This window comes from Candidatus Macondimonas diazotrophica, from assembly GCF_004684205.1.
In the GTDB taxonomy this organism is placed as follows: domain Bacteria; phylum Pseudomonadota; class Gammaproteobacteria; order UBA5335; family UBA5335; genus Macondimonas; species Macondimonas diazotrophica.
Genome location: NZ_SRIO01000047.1, coordinates 1 through 2,693, shown reverse-complemented (window position 1 = coordinate 2,693; position 2,693 = coordinate 1). Strand labels below are relative to the sequence as shown.

General features: G+C 53.9%; 3 protein-coding genes. 2 read left to right on the top strand and 1 reads right to left on the bottom strand.

Translation table 11 applies throughout. From position 1 onward, the window contains the following. The coding region (locus E4680_RS13660) for an integron integrase (RefSeq protein WP_135282978.1) at positions 1 to 1,206 on the bottom strand (1,206 nt) is incomplete at its 3' end. A 115-nt stretch (positions 1,207 to 1,321) separates the two neighbouring features. Here E4680_RS13660 and E4680_RS13655 point away from each other — a divergent pair. Then, on the top strand, positions 1,322 to 1,819 hold the full coding sequence (locus tag E4680_RS13655; protein ID WP_135282977.1) for a restriction endonuclease: 498 nt from the start codon (positions 1,322 to 1,324) through the stop codon (positions 1,817 to 1,819). 105 nt (positions 1,820 to 1,924) lie between these two features. After that, positions 1,925 to 2,482: a dihydrofolate reductase family protein gene (locus E4680_RS13650; protein ID WP_135282976.1), complete on the top strand. Its 558-nt coding sequence runs from the start codon at positions 1,925 to 1,927 to the stop codon at positions 2,480 to 2,482. Positions 2,483 to 2,693: the final 211 nt, after the last annotated feature.

The window sequence follows — 2,693 nt, the reverse complement described above, 5'->3', positions numbered from 1 at the left end:
ACCCGTTTCGTTCGCGGCCTTTTTGATGGCGCGCTGCAGGGCGTTCTCGTGCAGGTGGTGGCGCCGGGTGACACCACTGCGCGGGTCGGTGGACAGCCGCGACGAAGGGAACACGTATTGCCACGGCCATTCCGCCGCCGCATTGGGGTATTTCCCGTCCAGCGCGTGCGGCAAATACACTTGGCCGAACCCGGCTTTCAGGTCGTCCGTGTGGGTGGCCTGCACCCGCCCCAGGTGGCTTTGGAGCGAACCGGCATAGCGGCGCGGCAACGGAACCACACGATCTTTATTGCCTTTGCCATCGCGCACGGTGATGGTGCCGTAGGCGAAGTCCACATCCTTCACCCGCAGGCGCACACATTCCATCAGGCGCATGCCGGTGCCGTACATCAACCCCGCCATCAAGGCATACACCCCGTCCATTGCGCCCAATAATGCCTTCACCTCCGTCCGGCTCAACACCACCGGCAAACGACGCGCCCGCTTTGCCCGCGCGAAGTCCATGTCCGGCAGCGGCCGTTCCAACACCTCCCGAAAGAAAAACACCAGCGAGGTCAGTGCCAGGTTCTGCGTACTGGGGCTGACATTGCGCCGCACAGCCAAATCGGAAAGGAACGCCTCCACTTCGGGCTTGCCGAGGGCCGCCGGGGTCGCATCCGGAAACCGGCGAAGAAAGCGCTCCACCCAATGACGATACGTCTGCTCGGTGCGGATGGAATACTGCCGCACGCGGATTTCCTCTGCCAAACGATTCAACAGCGGTGTGAATACTTCAGCCGGCTTAGTGGCCCCTTCTGGCTCCCCCGCTGTCGGCCAGCTCCCCCGCCGTGCAACGGTGGGGTGATCGCTTGGCAACGCTTTGGCCGCATCACGCCAATACCCCCAATCAAAGGCCGAAGTCCAAGGCAAGCCGCCCACGTCCACCAGCAATATCTCCAGCGCTTGCACGCACTGGCGAAACTGCCAGTCCCGAAGCGATGCAGTTCGCCCCGCATCTTCCAGGAACTTTGTCACGTCATCCGGCTCGGCCGCTTTCAGTCCCCGGCCATCCCCCTGCAGGACATCGATGAACGCCTGAGCATGCCGCACCAGCCATGGGCGGGCAGCCTGCGGTACGTTTCGGTCTAGCAATGCGTTGAAGTCGCGCTGCCACCCGGTCGGTAAGCTGGTACGGCTGCCATCTATTTGCTTTATTGAGGTTTTCACGGCTTTTATGGTCGGGCCATATTAAGCGGCTAGATTGACTCTATACTAGTCCTATATGATCTTCTTCAATCTAGTTAACTGTTAGAACTAGCCCTCAACTTAGAGAGGTCTGATAGTGTCCAGTGAGAAAAAATGGGAAAGCTACGAGGAAGTTGCTACCCACTTACTTAATCAGTACGCCGACCATTTTGGGGTTGGCTATTTTGAGGGAAAACAGGTTGTGCCTGGGAAAAGTGGCACATCATGGGAAATAGATGCCAAAGGGTGCTCTCAGAATGGCAAAAGCATCATCGTTGTCGAATGCAAGCGACATACAAAGCAAGGAATTAATCAAGCCATCGCTGGAGCCTTAGCCTTTAGCATCCAAGATGTCGGTGCGGAAGGCGGCATTTTGGTGTCACCGATAGGGCTGCAAAAGGGCGCAAAAATGGTTGCTTCAGCAAGCAACGTTATAGAAGTGAAGCTAGATGAAAACTCCACCACTCAAGATTATGTTCTCAGCTTTTTGAATCAAGTATGCGTGGGCACGTCAGCATCACTGCGCGTTACCGATAGCTATAAGATTACCGTAAAAGATGAGCATGGAAATATCATCGATACTCGGGAAGGCTAGTTCTAACCAAGGGCTGCAGCGGACCGTTTTTCCGGCGCGCTGCGCCTCCAAATCGGCCGCTGAGACCAGGCGTTAGGCGAACAAAAATTAGCAGGTATATAAACAATGAAAACTCAATATTACACTGCCACAAGTCTTGATGGATTTCTCGCGACTGAGGATGATTCTCTTGATTGGCTTTTCCCTCTTGGGGAGCTTAACAATTCTAGTTATCCAGAATTCATATCTGAAGTAGGCGCGTTAGCTATGGGGTCAGCAACCTATGAATGGATGGTGCGCCATGCTGAGCAGGTAGCTAAAGAGACCGGCTCACCGTGGCCTTACAGCCAACCAGCATGGATATTTTCAAGTCGTAAACTGCCTATGATTGATGGAGCAGATATCCATTTTGCAAATGGAGATGTACATCAAATTCATAGAGAAATGAGGGGTGCGGCCAAAGACAAAAATATTTGGGTTGTGGGTGGTGGCGATCTGGCTGGTCAGTTCTATGATGCAGGGTTACTGGATGAAATTATTGTTCAAATTGGCTCTGCCACCCTTGGTAAAGGCAAACCCCTTTTTCCGCGCTGTGTTTTAAGCCCAACACTCCAGCTCATTTCCGTTCGCCAGTTGGGCGTAGGTATGGCTGAGCTACGTTATGAAGTGCATAAAAGTGTTTAGAGTATATGCGCCTAACAAGTCAATCAACTTCGCGCCTACGGCGCCGGACGCAGCAAAGCTGCGCCGGTTATTGAAGCGTTAGGTTTCAGGTGCCAGCATGACGCACACCTATTTCTCTCAACGCACGGGGAAGAACCCAAACCTTTCCGGGTTGCCCCTTTCTGACGTCATTGATTTGTTCAAGCGGGTTTACGATCAATTGGCGAATGAC

Bases quoted from the DNA above. Each gene is read 5' to 3' on its own strand.
- E4680_RS13650 (WP_135282976.1), top strand. From the start codon at position 1,925: ATGAAAACTCAATATTACACTGCCACAAGTCTTGATGGATTTCTCGCG.